Source organism: Vibrio lentus, assembly GCF_002875945.1.
Taxonomy (GTDB): Bacteria; Pseudomonadota; Gammaproteobacteria; order Enterobacterales; family Vibrionaceae; genus Vibrio; species Vibrio apostichopi.
In genome coordinates, this window is the sequence record NZ_MCZK01000101.1 from 121162 (window position 1) to 138759 (window position 17598).

Genomic DNA, 17598 nt, shown 5'->3' on the forward strand with positions numbered 1-17598 from the left:
TTTATCTCTACCACCTCAGAAATCACAGTTGACGACTCGCTTTTCAATCGATAAGACCTTCTTTGCTCGTGCTCCATAAACGAACTCTGGGTCTTAAAATAACACAAATGTGCAAATGTATTTTTTGCTAACAGATTGTTCTAAAAGCAGTTGGAAGTGCTCGAAATCCCCAAAAAATCCGAAGTTAGACTGCTTAATGGTTTAATTGGTGTCAAATATGATTGGTATCACAATCAATTCAGCTCTCCGGCGTATAGATGAACCTTAGCTCACAAAATATACACATAGTATTGTAATACAAAATGCATGAGGTAAGAATATTGTAATGAAGCGTTAAAGTCATGAGCGATATGCAATTGATTTTTAGATCTCTAGCTCGGTTCTAACGTGACATATACAACTGTACCTCTTACAAAAATGGATTCTGGAGAAGAACATGAAAAAACACCTACTGACGATTGCTGCGGCATCAATTCTCATGGCATTTGGAGCTCAAGCAAAAACTTTGACCCTAGGACATGCAATGTCATTAGAAAGCGCTGCTCACCAAGGCATGGTGATCATGGCTGATAAAGTTAAAGAAAAATCGAATGGTGACCTTACGATTAAGATCTTTCCAAACGGTCAATTAGGCTCTGAGCGTGATCAAGCTGAGCAAGTTGTTACTGGCGCGATTGATATGGCGAAAATCAATGGTGGATTAGCTGAATCTTTTGAACCAACGTTTAAGGTTAATGCACTGCCTTTCTTATTCCGTGATGTTCCACATATGAGAACGTTCATGCGAAGTGAAGCGGCACAAGAGATGCTGCTTTCAAGCGAAGGTAAAGGCTTCATTGGACTTACATTTTATGATTCAGGTACACGTAGCTTCTACGCTAAAAAAGCAATTAACTCGCCGGCCGATCTGGCGGGAATGAAAGTTCGAGTTCCTGGTTCTCCAACCATGATGGAAATGGTCAACCTATTAGGTGGTAAAGCAACACCTGTACCTTTCAATGAGGTATACACGGCACTGCAACAAGGCGTAATTGATGGTGCTGAAAACAATATTTCTAGCTTAGTTGAAATGAAACACAGTGAAGTTGCTAAATTTTATTCTATGGATCAGCACATGATGACACCAGATGTGATCATCATTTCAGAATATAAATGGGCCTCACTAACTGCAGAAGAACAAAAAATCTTAAAGGAAGCAGCAGCTGAGTCTCTTGAAGAGCAGATCAAAATCTGGGACGCAACAGATGACATGAACAAAGAGAAAGGAATGAAAGCAGGCGTAACGTTTGTTGAAGTTGATAAAGCCCCTTTCCGTGCAGCTGTTAAACCTATGATTGATGAAGCGAAAAAAGACCCTAAATTAGCTTCATTCATTGAAAAAATTGAAGTTCTTTAACCAGTATTAGTGAAAATATAATTTTGCCTTGGCTTTGCTAAGGCAAAATTTTTGAGGTATCACACCATGTTAGCAACTTTCAGAAACCTACTTGATAGGTTGATTCTTTTTGTCTCTTCTTTCGCATTAATGTTACTTGTCGTTACCGTCACTTGGCAGGTTTTTAGTCGTTATGTTTTGAATGACCCAAGTAACTGGACTGATGAACTTGCTCGTTATGCGATGGTATGGCTTGGCTTATTAGGAGCAAGCTATTTATTCGGTATCAGAGGACATTTGGCTATAACGTTATTGGATGGTTATCTTAAGGGTAAAGCACATATCGCATTGCACGTACTCATCAATACCATTTCTGGCGCATTTGTATTTTTAGCAATGCTTCAAGGTGGCATCGCCCTAATGGGAAGAACCACACAACAACTATCTCCAGCACTGCAATTACCGATGTCGACGGTTTATTCAATATTGCCGATTTCAGCCGTTATTATCCTCATCTATTTGGTCATGAATACGTTTGATCTTTTTTGTGAACCCAACAAAAAGTAAGTTATAAAAGGACTCTATATTATGGATTTGTCCATTGGTGTTTGGCTGCTAGGCCTCTTCTTATTCATGATCGCGATAAGCATGCCTATTGCGATTGCAATTGCTATGTCTTCTTTAACGATCATGTATTTCATCTTACCGTTTGAAGTCGCAAGTATTACTGCGGGTCAAAAAATTATTACCGGTATCGATAGTTTCAGTTTATTAGCAATCCCTTTCTTTATCCTCGCTGGTAACATAATGAATGTGGGTGGCATCGCGAGTCGACTCATCAATCTTGCAAAGCTCTTGGTTGGTTGGATCCCTGGCTCACTTTTTCACGTAAATATCTTTGCAAATATGATGTTTGGCGCTGTGTCAGGATCCGCCGTTGCTGCGGCTGCGGCGGTTGGTAAAACCTTAGGCCCTGAATTAGAAAAAGATGGTTATGATAAAAACTTAGCAACAGCAGTAAACGTTGCATCTTGCCCAGCAGGCTTGCTAATACCGCCGAGTAATTCATTGATCGTATTTTCAGTGGTATCGGGTGGAACATCCGTAGCGGCGTTGTTTATCGCCGGTTATGTCCCAGGTATTTTAATGGGTTTAAGTTGCATGGTCGTAGCCTATTTCATCGCTAAAAAGAAAGGCTACAAAACAAGTGCGAATGACGGCTTCACAACGAAAGATGTGCTGAATATTGTTTGGCAAGCAACACCAAGCTTAGGGCTTATTGTTGTTGTTATTGGCGGTATTATTGGCGGTATATTCACTGCTACAGAAGGGGCATGTATAGCGGTTCTTTACTCTTTTATATTGTCACTCTGTTACCGAACCCTCAAATGGGCGCACTTCCCGATAATTTGTAGAGAAACCGTTCAGGTCACTGGCACTATGTTGTTCTTGATTGGTGCTTCAACCATCATGTCATGGGCAATGGCTTTTACTGGTCTACCAACAATGATCAGCGATTGGATGCTCTCTATTTCAGATAATCCGATTATCATCTTTATTCTGATGAATCTGATTCTACTGATCGTGGGTATGTTTATGGACCTTACGCCCGCCGTATTGATCTTTACCCCTATCTTTATGCCGATTGCTGAGCATTTAGGCATGCATCCAATTCACTTTGCGATGATGATTATCTTCAACTTATGTATTGGCATTGCAACGCCACCCGTTGGCACGGCACTATTTGTAGGTTGTAGTGTCAGTGGCTCCAAAATTGAAAATGTTATTAGAAGTATCATGCCGTTTTGTGCCGTATTGATCGTCACATTATTGGCCATTACCTTCATTCCTGAAATTAGTTTAGCGCTGCCTCGTGCATTTGGTTTAATCAACTAATAACAGATAATAAATAGTGACAGTTCTATACGAAAAATGAACCATCGATTTTTTAAAAACAGCTGACTATTTAAACTAAAAAAACCGCCTTCAAATGAAGGCGGTTTTTATTTATTAAAAGACATTAATAACTAATCTGCTTAAATTTTAATTAAGCATGTTGTCTTTTGACTAAGCTTGCTGCTTTTGTAGCTCTGCTTCTTGTTCTTCGTCTTTGATTAGAGAATCAACGATTACTGCACATGCTGCATCACCAGTGATGTTTAGAGCAGTACGAATCATGTCGAAGATACGGTCTAGAGCGAACAACAGAGGTAGGCCTTCGATAGGGATACCTGCTGCTAGAAGAACTGCAACCACTAGGAAAGAAGGACCTGGAACACCCGCTTGACCAACAGCACCTAGCGTAGAGGTTACGATGATAGCAACGTAAGCACCCATAGACAGGTCGATGTTGAACAGTTGTGCGAAGAAGATAGCCACTAGGCCGTAGTAAATTGCGTTACCAGACATGTTGATCGTCGCGCCTAAAGGCAGAACGAATGAAGCGGTAGAGTTACGAACGCCAAGTTCTTTCTCTACTGTTTCCATTGTTACTGGTAGTGTCGCCATTGAAGAGGCTGTTGATAGTGCAACCGCTTGAGGCTTCTTCATTGCTACTAGGAACTTCTTCGCTGAAGTCTTAGTGAAGATTTGAATCATCAGTGGGTAAGCAACAAAGCCGAAGATAAGAATCGCAGCGATGTAAACAACGAACAGTTTGAACACAACCATAAGCGCGCCAAAACCAAACGTACCTACTGCTTCAGCCATTAGGCCGAATACGCCAAGTGGTGCAATGATCATAACTTTGTTGATCATCCATACCATAGCGTCAACGATAGCATTTACACCGTTGATGATAGGGTCACGTTTCTCTTTTGCTTGTTTAGAAATCGCAATACCAAAGAACAAGCAGAAAACGAGAATTTGCAGAATGTTTGCTTCATTCAATGATTGGAAAACGTTGGTAGGGATCATGCCAGTGATGGTTGCCCAGAACGTTGGAAGCTCGCCTTTCGCAGCGTATTCTGAAGAGAACATACCTTCAACGCCAGAAACATCGATACCGCGACCCGGTTCGAATACTTCACCCATTACAAGCGCTAGTGCTACAGCAAGTGCAGACGTTAGTGCAAAGTAACCCAGTGTTGTTACACCGACTTTACCTGCCGATGAGCTATTACCTAGACCTGCAGCTCCTGAAATTAGAGCAACCGCTACTAGAGGAATAACCAACATCTTGATCAAGTTGATGAAGATAGCACCCAGTGGAGCGAACATTGTTGCGCTGTCACCCATCATCGCGCCGACTACGGTACCGATGATCATTGCAATAACGACTTGAATGCCGATGTTGCTTAGTAAACTCTTTTCTTTTAACACTTCCATAACCTCTGTGCTACTAAATATAAAAATCCCAGAATTACTCACCAATGTACGATGTACCATTGGATAAATATTTCGCGAAGAGTTTTACACGTATCCTTTACATTTATCAATATGAGCGGAGGTGAAAGTCTCTTAAAAACCGGAGCTGAATCGCTATTAGGTGTTTTTTTATACTGGGCAAACGTTTGCCTTTGTTTTTGGTTGATGCGTTATTTGTTTAATTTATAAAAAGTTTGAACGGTGTTGTTTTATGAATGCTTTTGGTGGGGTTCTGTTAACTCATTTTTATTAACATTTAATCTTCATTGGCGAGTGCTTTTTATACAAGTTTAGGAAAAGAGAAGATGAGATGTTGGTTGTGCGAAATTTAGCCTGAACTATGCTTAAGGTATCTATTTATTACCAAGATGTTACCTCTACGCTTGAATAAAACGTCAATCTAGCATCTCAGTTGTAAGGAGAAGATGCATGACTTTTATATCAAAGTGCTTATTTGCGTTCCTTCTGCTATTTAGTTCTGCCTTAGCTCAGGCTGATGATGTTTGGGTTATTGAGATTAATGGTGGTATTGGACCTGCAACGAGTGACTACCTCACCAGAGAGATAGAACAAGCTCATGATGAGCAAGCTAAGCTCATCATATTGAAAATGAACACGCCCGGCGGTTTAGATACGTCGATGCGAGACATCATTAGAGCGATCACGACATCGCCTATTCCCGTTGCTACATGGGTGGGGCCTGCAGGCTCACGTGCTGCGAGCGCGGGGACGTATATCTTGCTAGCCAGCCACATTGCTTCAATGGCCCCCGGTACCAACTTAGGTGCAGCTACCCCAGTTTCTCTAGGTGGCGGTAAAGCGCCTTCAAATCCTTTATCCCCTCAAGATGACACCAACAAAGACGACGACACTTATGCAGAAAATGACGGTAATCAAGAACCACAAAACTCTGATCAGGTGAAAGCTACCACAGCGATGGAAAAGAAAGTCATTAACGATGCAGCGGCTTATATCGTAAGTTTGGCTAAGCTGCACAATCGTAATGAAGAGTGGGCAGAGAAGGCGGTAAGAGAAGCAGCAAGCTTGGATTCAGACAATGCGCTCACATTGAATGTGATTGATTTCATCGCGAGCGACCTACAGCAATTGGTTGAGTTGAGTAATGGACGCACCATCATAATCAATGGTGTCAGCCAGGAAATTCAGCTCAGTGAGGTGGCTTTTGTCGAGCGAGAGCAAGATTGGCGCTTCAGTTTGCTTTCGGTGATTACTAATCCAAATGTTGCTTACATTCTGATGCTCATCGGTATCTATGGCTTGCTCCTTGAGTTCTATAACCCCGGCGTCGGTTTACCGGGTGTATTAGGGGGTATTTGTTTGCTACTCGCCATGTATTCCTTACAAATGCTGCCTGTGAGTTACGCGGGCCTTGCCTTAATTCTATTGGGAATTGCCTTAATGGTGGCAGAGGCCTTTAGCCCGAGCTTTGGTATTTTCGGTTTGGGTGGCGTTGCCGCATTTACACTGGGCTCAATCATGCTGATGGACACTGAGGTACCGGGTTACCAAATCGCATTACCGTTAATTATTGGAATCAGTTTGTTCTCTGTCGCCTTTATCGTCGTAACAATATCAATGCTAGTCCGAGTGAGAAACAAACCAGTGACCACAGGGATGGAAGCGGTTGTCGGTGACACGGGCAAAGTGGTAAGCGGTTTCCCTGGCGCAGGTCGAGTATTGGTCGAAGGTGAGATCTGGCAAGCCAAATGCGCGAGTGAACTGCAAGCAGGGCAGATCATCAGAGTCACCAAGCTGACGGGGTTATCTTTGGATGTTGAAGCGCTGCCCGATGATACATCATCGAAATCTCGCTAGCGCGGACTGTTAGCGTGGAGTGCTAGTACAAACGTTATTGGATTATTAATTGCTTAGCCATCGTTACCATTAGGGGGCGGTTATGTTTATACACACTATAGGTATTGTCATTGTGCTCGTTATCTTGTTGATAGCCAGTATGTTCAAAGTGCTGCGCGAGTACGAGCGTGCAGTGGTGTTCTTCCTTGGGCGCTTTTACGGTGTGAAAGGGCCGGGGTTGATTATCATCATTCCTTTCATTCAACAAATCGTAAGAGTGGATCTTCGAACTATCGTGTTGGACGTACCGACGCAAGATTTGATCACACGCGATAACGTGTCGGTCAAGGTGAATGCCGTGGTCTATTTCCGAGTGCTGGATCCGAAGATGGCGATCAATAACGTAGAGAACTACCTCGAAGCGACCAGTCAACTGTCACAAACAACGCTGCGTTCGGTACTCGGTCAGCATGAGTTGGATGAGCTGTTGTCTGAGCGTGAAGAGCTTAATAGAGACTTACAAGCGATCTTGGATCAACATACCGATAATTGGGGGATCAAGATTGCCAATGTCGAGATTAAGCATGTTGATCTGGATGACAGCATGGTGCGAGCTCTTGCTAAACAAGCGGAAGCCGAACGTTCTCGTCGAGCTAAGGTAATACATGCGACTGGTGAGCTTGAAGCATCCTCTAAGTTGCGCGAAGCCGCGGAGGTGTTGAATCAAGCGCCTAACGCCATTCAATTGCGATATATGCAAACGCTAACCGAGGTGGCTAACGAAAGAACCTCTACCATCATCTTTCCAATGCCCATCGATCTAGTGGAGAAGATAACCGACCCGATCAAAGCGACACTCAATGAGGCTGCAATCAAGAAAGCGATGAAAGCCGATGAGTGATTGGCTCAAATGAAGAGCAATAAAAAAGGCTCCACAACTGTGGAGCCTTTTACTATTTGAATCGCTGGTTCTATTAAATGACCATTGATTACGAGCGTCTATTTAATGACCGTCGATTATTTCTGCGTAGCCGCTTTCATTGGCGTTACAAACTCCGCAAGTGCTTTAAGCATTGCTTCTGGTTGTTCAACGTTGTTTTCAATGATTTTCACAACGGCTGAGCCAGAGATAGCACCTGCAGCGCCCGCTACAATCGCTTCTTTCACTTGCTCAGGAGCCGAGATACCGAAACCAAGCAGTGCTGGTGGCGCATCGAACTTGTTCAAGCGGTCAAGCAGTGCCGTTACTGGCATGTTTGCTTTTGTTTCAGCACCTGTTACGCCTGAGCGAGAAAGTAGGTAAGTGTAACCACCACCTAACTCAGATACTGACTGAAGTGTTTCATCGCTTGCTGTTGGTGGAGCAATAAAGATTGGGTGAATACCAAACTTCTTCGCTGCAGCAACAAACTCACCGCTTTCGTTGGTTGGTACATCAGCAATCAATACTGAATCGATACCTGCTTTTGCGCAGCGTTCGTAAAAATTTTCTATACCACGTGCGTAAACCAAGTTCGCGTACATCAGTAGGCCGATTGGCAGTTCTGGGTATTTAGCGCGAATTTGACCAATAAGATCAAAACACACATCTGGCGTGACTTTGGAATCTAAAGCACGAATGTTCGCGCCTTGGATTGTTGGGCCATCAGCAAGTGGATCTGAGAATGGGATACCAAGCTCAAGTGCATCAGCACCCGCTTCAACGAGTGTTTCCATGATCTTAAGAGACTGCTCAGGGTTAGGATCGCCAACCGTTACGAATGGTACAAATGCGCCCTGATTCTTTTCAGCTAAGCGAGTGAAGAGTGATTGATAGCGATCCATTATAATGCTCCTTTCTCTTTAAGAATGTCGTGTACAGAGAAGATGTCTTTATCACCACGACCAGATAGATTAACCACTAATAGCTGTTCTTTCTCTGGGTCATCGTGAGCCATTTTAACAGCATGAGCCAAAGCATGAGATGACTCTAGCGCTGCGATAATACCTTCTTTACGTGCAATCAATTGGAACGCTTCTAGCGCTTCGTCATCGGTCACGTTGTCGTATTCAGCACGGCCAATCGCATTTAGGTGCGCGTGTTGAGGACCAACTGATGGGAAATCTAGACCCGCAGAAACAGAGTAAGACTCTTCTACTTGGCCGTTCTCATCTTGCATCAATGGTGCTTTCATACCAAAGAAGATACCGGTTTTACCGTGCTTAAGTGGCGCGCCGTGTTGGTCGGTATCAATACCTTTACCAGCAGGCTCTACACCGATTAGGCGAACAGACTCTTCTTCAATGAAGTCGGCGAACATACCGATAGCGTTTGAACCACCGCCGACACAAGCGATAACCGCATCTGGAAGGCGACCTTCACGAGCCAGGATTTGGTTCTTCGTTTCTTCACCAATCATGCGTTGGAAATCACGAACGATGGTTGGGAATGGGTGAGGGCCAGCCGCAGTACCCAATAGGTAGTGTGCATCTTCGTAAGTTGCAGACCAGTCACGTAGCGCTTCATTACATGCATCTTTTAGCGTTGAAGAACCTGAATGAACAGGGATAACCTCTGCGCCCATTAGTTTCATACGGAATACGTTCGGGCTTTGACGTTCAACGTCTTTAGCGCCCATGTAAACGCGACACTTAAGGCCTAGTAGAGCACAAGCTAGAGCGGTAGCAACGCCGTGTTGGCCTGCGCCTGTTTCAGCGATGATTTCTTGCTTACCCATACGTTTTGCTAGTAGTGCTTGGCCAAGTACTTGGTTTGTCTTGTGAGCACCGCCGTGAAGTAGATCTTCACGCTTTAGGTACAGTTTGGTTTTTGTACCTTTAGTTAGGTTACGAGCCAACGTTAGTGCCGTTGGACGACCTGCGTACTCTTGCAGAAGCGTCATGAATTCGCTGCGGAACTCAGGATCGGCTTGTGCATCGATAAACGCTTGTTCTAGTTGGTCTAGTGCTGGCACTAGGATCTGCGGTACGTATTGACCACCGTATTCACCAAAGTAGGCATCGAGTTTAGCCATTGTGTTATTCCTTCAATTCTATCGATGTGTATTCACACCAAGTCATTTAATCTGGTTTGAGCTTCGCAAAAGGCAAAGCCCACAAATATGTTTTTAGTTTCTGCTTTCTAGTTCTGGTTTCTAGGTTTTAAGTTCTAGAAGCCAGACTAGTAATTACGAATCGCTGCAAAAGCACGTTGCAGCTTGTCTGCGTCTTTTTTACCTGGAGCGGATTCAACACCAGAGTTTAGGTCTAATCCTAAACACCCCAACTTAGCCGCTTGGTTAGCATTTTCTGGGTTTAGCCCACCTGCTAACATGATTGCGCTTTGGTTGTTGATTAGGCTCCAATCGAACGCTCGGCCTGTACCGCCAGTTTGAGAACCCACTTTAGTATCTAGCAGGTGACGAGTCACGTTGCTTTTCAGTAATTCTGGTAGCGCGCTTTTAGCACCGTTTTCAGCGTCAGAAGCCACACCGTAAGCTTTCCAAATCTCAACGCTTTCAGGTAGTGATTGTTTCAACTCATCTACAAATGCTTGAGACTCATCACCGTGCAGTTGCACCGCAAACAAACCTAGCTCAGAAACCGTTTTTGCAACGTCAGTAACGCTATGGTTTTGGAACACGCCCACGTAGTTCAAAGGTGCGCCGCTCATGGTTAAACGAGCTGCTTCGATATCCACATGACGCTTAGATGCTTCAACGAAAATCAGACCACCGAATACTGCACCAGCTTGATAAGCCTTCGCTGCATCGTCAGAGTGAGTCAAACCACAGACCTTGTTTTCACCAAGCGTTACTTTACGTACCGCAAGTTCAAGGTTCTTTTCAGCCATGAGAGAGCTGCCGATAAGGAAGCCGTCTGCAAATGTTGAAAGGTCACGTACTTGCTGGTGGTTGTAGATACCCGACTCAGAAATGACAATCGCTTCTGGAGCGAGTTCGCGAATTAGCGGAGCCAATTCCTTAGTACGGTTCAAATCAGTCGAAAGGTCACGCAGGTTACGGTTATTAATACCGATCACTTTTGCTTCTAAAGCGACTGCGCGGTGAAGCTCTTCTTCGTTGCTGACTTCGGTAAGTACACCCATGTTTAGCGAGTGAGCGACTTCAGCAAGTGCTTGGTACTCTTCGTCATCCAATACCGATAGCATTAGCAAAATTGCGTCAGCTGAGTAGTGACGAGCTAGGTAAACTTGGTAAGTATCAACCATGAAGTCTTTGCACAGAATAGGTTGCTTAGCAATGCTGCGAACCTTAGGTAAAAACTCAAAGTCACCTTGGAAGTACTTCTCGTCGGTCAGAACTGATATTGCGTTGGCGTGGTTGTTGTACACCGATGCAATGTAGTCCAAATCAAACTCGTCACGGATCAAACCTTTTGACGGAGATGCCTTCTTACATTCAGTGATGAAAACCGTTTGTTCACCGCTCAGAGCATCATAAAAGCTGCGGTCTGTTGCGGTTAACGCCGATTTAAACTCATCCAATGGTTGAATTTGCTTACGCTCTGCAACCCATTGGTATTTATCACGAACGATTTTTGCTAGTACTTCCGCCATTTCAGCTTCTTTGACTGAAACGTGGGTCGACAGTTTATCGGTAGTCTGTGTCATGTTCTTTGTCTCGTCGTTCGTTAGGCGTGTGCAGCAAGCTTTTGTACAAGCTCGTACGCTTTGCCAGAGTTCATCGCGTCAATCGCTTGCTGTGCGTTGGCTTTTAGATCTTCGTGACCAAATAGACGCATCAGCAGAGCCACGTTGACGGCCACAGCGCCAACTTGAGCATCTGTGCCTTTACCCGTCAGGATATCCGTAGTGATGGCTTTGTTCTCTTCTGGCTCGCCGCCCTTGATTGCTTCAAGCGGGTGAGTGTTCAAACCAAAGTCAGCCGGTGTCACTGTGTACTCGTGAATTTTGCCATCTTTAATTTCAGCAACGATGGTCTCGCCGTGAATAGCGACTTCATCAAGGCCGCTACCGTGAACAACCGCAGCACGCTTCATACCCATTTTCAGCATGGTTTCCGCGATAGGGCGTACTAGCTCTTTGCTGTAAACACCCATTAACTCGATGTTAGGGCGAGCAGGGTTAATCAGTGGGCCAAGGATGTTGAAGATCGTGCGTGTTTTCATTGTTTGACGAACAGGCATCGCATGACGTACACCAACGTGATATTGCGGAGCAAATAGGAATGCTACGCCAAGTTCGTCGACTGCAGTGCGTGTGTCTTCTGCTGTCATCGCTAAATTAATGCCGAACGAATCCAGTAGGTCAGAAGAGCCTGATTTGCTCGATACACTGCGGTTGCCGTGCTTAGCTATTTTTAAGCCACACGCTGCTGCTACAAATGCAGAAGTCGTCGAAATATTAATGGTGTTATGACCGTCGCCACCTGTACCCACGATGTCAGCGAAATCGTAATCAGGACGTGGGAACGGGTTTGCATTGGCAAGCAGTGCTTTCGCCGCACCTGCGATCTCATCGGGCGTTTCGCCTTTGATTTTTAGTGCAGTCAGTGCCGAAGCCATCAAGATTGGATCGAGCTCACCCTTGATGATCACATCAAACAACTGTTGGCTTTCTTCTTGAGTAAGAGACTGCTGTTCGTAAAGTTTATTAATCTGTTCCATGATCGTTTCCTATTTCTCGTTCTTCTCAAGGGTAGAGCTTTTCTCTAGGTGAAGAGGTTTCTCAAGAGCCCATTCGATAGCGTTTGCTAGAAGCGTTGCACCGTAGGTCGTCATAATTGATTCAGGGTGGAATTGGAATCCACACACCCTGTCTTGTTCTTGAACTACAGACATCACCAAGTCATCGACTTCAGCTGTCACTGTTAGGCTATCGGATACATGTGTTGCAACCAAAGAGTGGTAGCGAGCAATAGCCAGTGGCGAAGGTAAGCCTTGGTAAGTTGCATGATTCTGGTGTTCCATCATCGACACCTTACCATGAATGATTTCGCCTGCGCCTGCAACGGTGCCGCCGTAGGCTTCAACAATCGCTTGGTGACCTAAGCAAATACCAATCATTGGCACTTTACCTTTTAGCAATTGAATCAGCTCTGGCATGCAGCCCGCGTCTGCTGGAGCGCCAGGGCCCGGTGAAAGCAGTGCAACCGGGTTATCTAATTCGTTGATCGCCGCTTCAACGACCTTTGCAGGAATGTTGTTACGGTAAATCTTCACGCTGTGACCTAATGAACGAAACTGGTCAACAAGGTTGTAGGTGAACGAGTCGAAGTTATCGATGAATACAATATCAGCCATGATTACGACTCCTTCTTACTTGTTAGGTTTTTAGTATGAGCTGCTTGAATCGCTGAGATAACCGCTTGAGCTTTGCCGCGAGTTTCATCTGCTTCTGCTTGTGGGTCTGAATCGAATACCACGCCCGCGCCAGCCTGCACTTGTGCAACGCCATCTTCAACGTAAGCTGAGCGAATTACGATACACGTATCTAACGTGCCTTCACCGGTTAGGTAACCCACCGCACCGCCGTAGCTACCACGACGTGTTTTCTCTACGTCACGGATAAGCTGCATTGCGCGGATTTTTGGTGCGCCTGTTAACGTACCCATGTTCATGCAAGCTTGGTAAGCGTGTAGGGCATCTAAGTCTTCACGTAGCTGACCAACAACACGAGAAACTAAGTGCATCACATGGCTGTAGCGATCCACTTTTAGCAAATCTGCTACGTGGCGAGTGCCTGCTTCTGCAATACGCGCCACATCGTTACGTGCTAGGTCGACCAGCATCATGTGTTCAGCGTTTTCTTTCTTGTCGGTACGCAGTTCAAGCTCGATACGGCTATCTAGGTCGAAATCGATTTGACCGTCAGGACGCTTACCGCGACGACGAGTACCCGCAATTGGGTAAATTTCGATTTGGTTGGTTTCAGTTTCGTACTTCAACGCGCTTTCTGGAGAAGCACCAAACAGAGTAAACAGCTCATCTTGCATATAGAACATGTAAGGGCTTGGGTTACTTTGCTTGAGTTCTTTGTAAGCCGCCAGTGGAGCAGGGCAAGGTAGCGTGAAGCGACGTGAAGGTACCACTTGGAATACATCGCCTTTTACTACGTACTCTTTTAGGTCACGAACCGTTTGGCAGAAGTCTTCATCTGAAACGCTTGGTACCGCGTCAACATTGTCGAGCGGCGTGACTTCTGTGATCGCCTTCAATGACTGACACTGTGTTTGAATGTCGGCTAGGCGCTCAGTCAGTTGCGCTTTAATGCTTTCATCTTGAGTGAACAAGCTTGCGTGAAGCAGACCTTCGTTCTCTTGGTGGTCGAAACGTAATAGTGTCTCAGCAACGTAGAAAACAAAGTCAGGGCAGTTGTTGGTTGCTTCAGCATCGCCTAGAGGTTCAAAGTTCGCCACGATGTCGTAAGCGAATAGGCCAGCCATGAATAACGCGTGCTTGTTATCCGCGTCTTGCTCAAAGCTGTGTTGAACCAAACGCAGTGCATCGAATGAAGACGCTTCTCTTAAACGTGAGTCTTCGTCTAATTCATTGCTTGGCTCGACAAACGTCAGCGTCAATACGTTATCCGTAAGGTCAGATTTGATCTCTGTTTTAACGTTTTGAGCTAGGTGTTCGATAAGCGCTTGACCATTTTGAGTCAACGCTTGAAAGGTTACTTCATGTCCGCGACATACGATGCGAACAGCAGAGTCGATAAGGAGTAGGCTTGTCAGGTTCTGTTTAGATTCAATCTCAGCAGATTCCAACAGCAGACTGTCTGTTTTGTTTTCACACAGAGTATGAAAAACACTGGTTGGATCTTGCGAGTAAGGAACGGAAGAATTGATGACCTCAATGGTTCCCAGCTTTTTGATTTCAATGGCCTTGTTCACAAGACCTCCTTTATGATTCTTTAAATTTCCTGCCGTACATAGTCGCATAAAGATACCGTTCACCCAATCTAGAATATGGTCAATTCGTTGATTTGTTAGTCAGTTGAATGTGAGATGTTCGACAAATTAAAAAGCCCGCTATGAAAGCGGGCTTAGTGATAACTTTTTTATAAACAAACTGTTTAATTAGAAGTACACGTTGGCCCACCAAGAACTTGTCCAAGTGCGCCACCAATTAAGCTCTGAACTTGCTTCTACTGAAGAAAGTTCTAAAACTTTATCTTTATGGTTTTGGTTAAATTCTTGTAACATAGTGAACCTATCAAATGTGATACTTCGTATTTGTGTACTAGTTAACTAGTTTTGCGCTTGCAGGTCAAGTGCGTTTACACAAATATAACGATAAAAATTGAAAACAATGAAAAAGAATATATGAGAATTGATCTACATAGTCATACAACAGCCTCAGATGGCCGACTTACTCCACCTGAACTGATTGACCGAGCGTTAGGCTTTAACATCGAAGCGTTAGCGATTACAGATCATGATACGACTGATGGGCTTGCAGAAGCACGCAGCTATATTGCTGATAACAATCTTCCTATTCAGTTGATTAACGGCATCGAGATCTCAACCGTTTGGCAAAACAAAGATATCCATATTGTTGGGTTAAACGTCGATCCTGAATCTCCAGAATTGAAAGCGTTAATTGAACAACAGAAGCAACACCGTGTCGGACGTGCTGAGATGATTGCTCAGCGACTCGAGAAAGCGACCCGTGAAGGCGTTTTGGAAGAAGTTAAGTTGATTGCTGGTGATGCACCAATTACTCGAGCGCACTTTGCGAAGTGGTTAGTCGACAACGGCTACGCGAAAACCATGCAGCAGGTGTTTAAAAAGTTTCTTACGCGCAACAACCCAGGTTATGTGCCGCCAACATGGTGCTCAATGAGTGATGCTGTAACGGCTATTCATGCGGCTGGTGGTCAAGCGGTATTAGCACACCCTGCGCGATATGGCCTTACAGCCAAGTGGGTTAAACGTCTGCTCGCTGCATTTGTTGAAGCAAATGGTGACGCCATGGAAGTGGCTCAACCTCAGCAAGCGCAACAAGAAAGACGCACACTTGCGGATTATGCTATACAATACAAACTATTAGCCTCCCAAGGCAGCGACTTCCATTACCCATCCCCATGGATGGAACTTGGACGTAATCTCTGGCTACCTTCTGGGGTCGAAGAAGTATGGAAAGATTGGGAGTTTCAAACGGTTTCACCATCTGAATAGTCTTTAGGTGAGCCAGCTCCTTCTGATGATAGAGTCGAGAGATTCGATAACGAGGATCAACAATGAGCCAGTTTTTTTATGTACACCCAGATAACCCACAAGCGCGCTTAATTACTCAAGCGGTTGCGATTATTCGCAATGGCGGCGTTGTGGTTTATCCAACAGATTCAGGTTACGCACTGGGTTGTCAGCTTGAGAATAAACAAGCACTCGAACGTATCTGTAAAATTCGTCGAATCGATGATAAGCACAATTTCACTTTGTTATGCCGTGACCTCTCTGAGTTGTCACTGTATGCACGAGTAGATAATGTGGCTTTCCGTCTGCTTAAGGCGCACACGCCAGGTGCTTACACGTTTATTTTCAAAGCAACAAAAGAAGTGCCAAAGCGTTTGATGAACGCTAAGCGTAAAACGATTGGTATTCGTGTACCAGACAACAAAATTGCCCTAGACCTTCTAGAAGCGATGGGTGAGCCTTTGATGTCGACCTCGCTAATCCTACAGGGTAACGAGACAACTGAATCGGATCCAGAAGAAATTCGCGACAGCCTAGAACATGCGGTTGATGTCATTTTGAATGGCGGCTACCTAGGTGAGCAACCTACTACAGTGATTGACTTCAGTGACGATGACGCGGTTGTTTTACGTCGTGGTGCCGGTGATCCAGCGCCGTTTGAATAATAGCGTTACTGATTAACAGTCTGTAACGAAACAGCAAACCTGCCAGAGTAAATAACAAGTGCTTTTTGGCAGGTTATTTGCGATAATACGCGACCGCGTTTTGGTCGCGAAAAATTCATTCGACGTCTGTGAAGACGACAATTAGGTAGAAAAGAGTAAATGAGCGAAAAATTACAGAAGGTTTTAGCGCGAGCTGGTCACGGTTCTCGTCGTGAACTAGAAGGTTTAATCAAATCTGGTCGTGTAAGTGTTAACGGTCAAGTTGCGAAATTGGGTGAGCGTCTTGAAGACGAGAACTCAGTGATCCGTATCGATGGCCACACAATTACAGGCAAAGCCTCTGAAGAAGTGGTTTGTCGTGTACTTGCTTACTACAAACCTGAAGGTGAGCTTTGTACTCGTCACGATCCTGAAGGTCGCCGTACTGTTTTCGATCGTCTACCTAAGATCCGTGGTTCTCGTTGGATTTCAGTTGGTCGTCTTGATGCAAACACATCAGGCCTACTGTTGTTCACAACCGATGGTGAACTAGCAAACCGCCTAATGCACCCAAGCCGTCAGGTTGAGCGTGAGTACCTAGTACGTGTATTTGGTGAAGTAACAGAGCAAAAAGTTAAGAACGTGACTCGTGGCGTTCAACTTGAAGATGGTATGGCTCGTTTCGAAGATGTGGTTTACGCTGGCGGTGAAGGTATGAACCATACTTTCTACGTAGCAATTAACGAAGGTCGTAACCGTGAGGTTCGTCGTCTTTGGGAATCACAAGAAACAACAGTAAGCCGCCTGAAACGTGTACGTTACGGTGATATCTACCTTGATAAGAAACTGCCTCGTGGCGGTTGGAAAGAGCTAGATCTTCAAGAAGTAAACTACTTGCGTGAGCTTGTTGAACTTCAGCCAGAAAAAGAGACATTGTTGGACCTTGATCCTGCAAACACTTCTCGTAAGCGTGAGCGTTCTCGTAGCCAGAAAATTCGTCGTGCTGTTAAGCGTCACGAAGAGCGCGCAAATGCTCCTAAAGGCCGTAGTAACCAGACTAAGCGTAAGAAGCCTGCAACTCGCGGTACTACAACACCTGATTCAGGTCGTAGTGCTCCAGCGACCAATGGTAAACCTCAGTCTACCAAAAAGCCTAAACTGAACAACGGACGCCCGGCTAAACCGGCTAAGCCAAGATCACGTAAGTAATTACGTGGATTCTGAAGCTTAATCCAAT

Annotated in this window: 16 protein-coding genes and 1 other annotated feature; of the genes, 8 read left to right on the forward strand and 8 right to left on the reverse strand. The window is 44.9% G+C overall.

Annotated features, from left to right (window positions below; all coding sequences use genetic code 11):
• Positions 1–436 precede the first annotated feature (436 nt).
• The 3 genes from BCT49_RS08150 to BCT49_RS08160 all read left to right on the forward strand — a co-directional run bounded on the left by BCT49_RS08150 (position 437) and on the right by BCT49_RS08160 (position 3271).
• Positions 437–1396 (forward strand): TRAP transporter substrate-binding protein, encoded by a 960-nt coding sequence (locus BCT49_RS08150; RefSeq protein ID WP_102434813.1) that lies wholly within the window; start codon positions 437–439, stop codon positions 1394–1396.
• 66 nt (positions 1397–1462) lie between these two features.
• Entirely contained in the window at positions 1463–1942 is a 480-nt protein-coding gene (locus BCT49_RS08155) for a TRAP transporter small permease (protein WP_102434814.1), read from the forward strand.
• 21 nt (positions 1943–1963) lie between these two features.
• Positions 1964–3271 carry a TRAP transporter large permease gene (locus tag BCT49_RS08160; protein WP_102434815.1) on the forward strand — a complete coding sequence of 436 codons (1308 nt, stop codon included), beginning with the start codon at positions 1964–1966 and terminating at the stop codon, positions 3269–3271.
• Between the two features lie 171 nt (positions 3272–3442).
• Here the strand turns inward: BCT49_RS08160 and BCT49_RS08165 are convergent, their stop codons facing one another.
• Positions 3443–4702: a dicarboxylate/amino acid:cation symporter gene (locus tag BCT49_RS08165; protein WP_102434816.1), complete on the reverse strand. Its 1260-nt coding sequence runs from the start codon at positions 4700–4702 to the stop codon at positions 3443–3445.
• Between the two features lie 468 nt (positions 4703–5170).
• Here BCT49_RS08165 and BCT49_RS08170 point away from each other — a divergent pair, with 468 nt between their 5' ends.
• Entirely contained in the window at positions 5171–6577 is a 1407-nt protein-coding gene (locus BCT49_RS08170) for an NfeD family protein (protein WP_102434817.1), read from the forward strand.
• Between the two features lie 82 nt (positions 6578–6659).
• Positions 6660–7457 carry a slipin family protein gene (locus tag BCT49_RS08175; RefSeq protein ID WP_102434818.1) on the forward strand — a complete coding sequence of 266 codons (798 nt, stop codon included), beginning with the start codon at positions 6660–6662 and terminating at the stop codon, positions 7455–7457.
• Between the two features lie 116 nt (positions 7458–7573).
• On the opposite strand, the gene trpA is transcribed toward BCT49_RS08175, so the two are convergent.
• The 7 genes from trpA to BCT49_RS08210 all read right to left on the reverse strand — a co-directional run bounded on the left by trpA (position 7574) and on the right by BCT49_RS08210 (position 14724).
• Positions 7574–8380, reverse strand: a complete 807-nt coding sequence (trpA, locus tag BCT49_RS08180; protein ID WP_102434819.1) for a tryptophan synthase subunit alpha — start codon at positions 8378–8380, stop codon at positions 7574–7576.
• Positions 8380–9570, reverse strand: coding sequence for a tryptophan synthase subunit beta (trpB, locus tag BCT49_RS08185; RefSeq protein WP_017067402.1), 1191 nt, complete (start codon positions 9568–9570; stop codon positions 8380–8382). The genes trpA and trpB overlap by 1 nt, the downstream gene beginning before the upstream one ends.
• Before the next feature lie 146 nt (positions 9571–9716).
• The gene (trpCF, locus tag BCT49_RS08190) at positions 9717–11168 is read right to left on the reverse strand and encodes a bifunctional indole-3-glycerol-phosphate synthase TrpC/phosphoribosylanthranilate isomerase TrpF (RefSeq protein WP_102434820.1); all 1452 of its coding nucleotides are present in this window, start codon (positions 11166–11168) and stop codon (positions 9717–9719) included.
• A 20-nt stretch (positions 11169–11188) separates the two neighbouring features.
• Positions 11189–12184, reverse strand: coding sequence for an anthranilate phosphoribosyltransferase (gene trpD / locus BCT49_RS08195; protein WP_102434821.1), 996 nt, complete (start codon positions 12182–12184; stop codon positions 11189–11191).
• Positions 12185–12193: 9 nt separating this feature from the next.
• Complete coding sequence (locus tag BCT49_RS08200) at positions 12194–12820, reverse strand: aminodeoxychorismate/anthranilate synthase component II (RefSeq protein ID WP_102434822.1); 627 nt, start codon at positions 12818–12820, stop codon at positions 12194–12196.
• Positions 12821–12822: 2 nt separating this feature from the next.
• Complete coding sequence (locus BCT49_RS08205; protein ID WP_102434823.1) at positions 12823–14412, reverse strand: anthranilate synthase component 1; 1590 nt, start codon at positions 14410–14412, stop codon at positions 12823–12825.
• 125 nt (positions 14413–14537) lie between these two features.
• Positions 14538–14652, reverse strand: a sequence feature (Trp leader region).
• The gene (locus BCT49_RS08210) at positions 14599–14724 is read right to left on the reverse strand and encodes a trp operon leader peptide (protein ID WP_009848753.1); all 126 of its coding nucleotides are present in this window, start codon (positions 14722–14724) and stop codon (positions 14599–14601) included. It overlaps the preceding feature by 54 nt.
• A 120-nt stretch (positions 14725–14844) precedes the next feature.
• On the opposite strand from BCT49_RS08210, the gene rnm reads away from it, so the two are divergent.
• The 3 genes from rnm to rluB all read left to right on the forward strand — a co-directional run bounded on the left by rnm (position 14845) and on the right by rluB (position 17570).
• A complete protein-coding gene (gene rnm / locus BCT49_RS08215) occupies positions 14845–15699 on the forward strand; it encodes an RNase RNM (RefSeq protein ID WP_009848752.1) in 855 nt (284 codons plus the stop codon).
• A gap of 62 nt (positions 15700–15761) precedes the next feature.
• Positions 15762–16382, forward strand: a complete 621-nt coding sequence (locus tag BCT49_RS08220) for an L-threonylcarbamoyladenylate synthase (protein WP_102434824.1) — start codon at positions 15762–15764, stop codon at positions 16380–16382.
• Between the two features lie 159 nt (positions 16383–16541).
• Positions 16542–17570, forward strand: coding sequence for a 23S rRNA pseudouridine(2605) synthase RluB (rluB, locus tag BCT49_RS08225; protein WP_017104066.1), 1029 nt, complete (start codon positions 16542–16544; stop codon positions 17568–17570).
• Positions 17571–17598 lie beyond the last annotated feature (28 nt).